The organism is Methylobacterium sp. J-043 (genome assembly GCF_022829505.1).
GTDB classification, from domain to species: Bacteria; Pseudomonadota; Alphaproteobacteria; order Rhizobiales; family Beijerinckiaceae; genus Methylobacterium; species Methylobacterium extorquens_A.
On the sequence record NZ_JAKSYB010000070.1, the window covers coordinates 1 to 411 of the forward strand.

Genomic DNA, 411 nt, shown 5'->3' on the forward strand with positions numbered 1-411 from the left:
CGCGCAGTTTATCGGCGAAGGCCGGGTCGGTGGAGAGCTTGAACTGCCGGACCCGATGCGGCTGCAGCCCATGCCCACGCCAGATCCGTTGCACTGACGAGACGCTGGTGGCCGCGACCTTGCTCATGGCGGCGGCCGTCCAAGGCGTGGTCTCGCCAGGCGGCTCTTCCTGCGACAGAGCCACCTCCGGCCCCAGCGGCGGGATGCGGGCCGGCCGTGTCTTATCCCGCAGCAGCCCTCCGACTCCGTCCTGCCCGAACCGGTCGTGCCAGCGCCAGCCCGCCGTCTTGGAGACGCCCGCCCCACGCATGATCGCGTGCGTCCCGAGCCCTTCGCCGCTAAGCAACACCCTGCGCGCCCGCCATACGTGCTGCTGCGGCGGGTTCCAGTCCGCCATCCTGGCCTCCAACC

At 71.0% G+C, this 411-nt stretch carries 1 protein-coding gene; it reads right to left on the reverse strand.

Features of this window, described 5'->3' with window-relative positions; genetic code table 11:
• The coding region (locus MKK50_RS22600; RefSeq protein ID WP_499025409.1) for a leucine zipper domain-containing protein at positions 1–397 on the reverse strand (397 nt) is incomplete at its 3' end.
• Between the last annotated feature and the right edge of the window lie 14 nt (positions 398–411).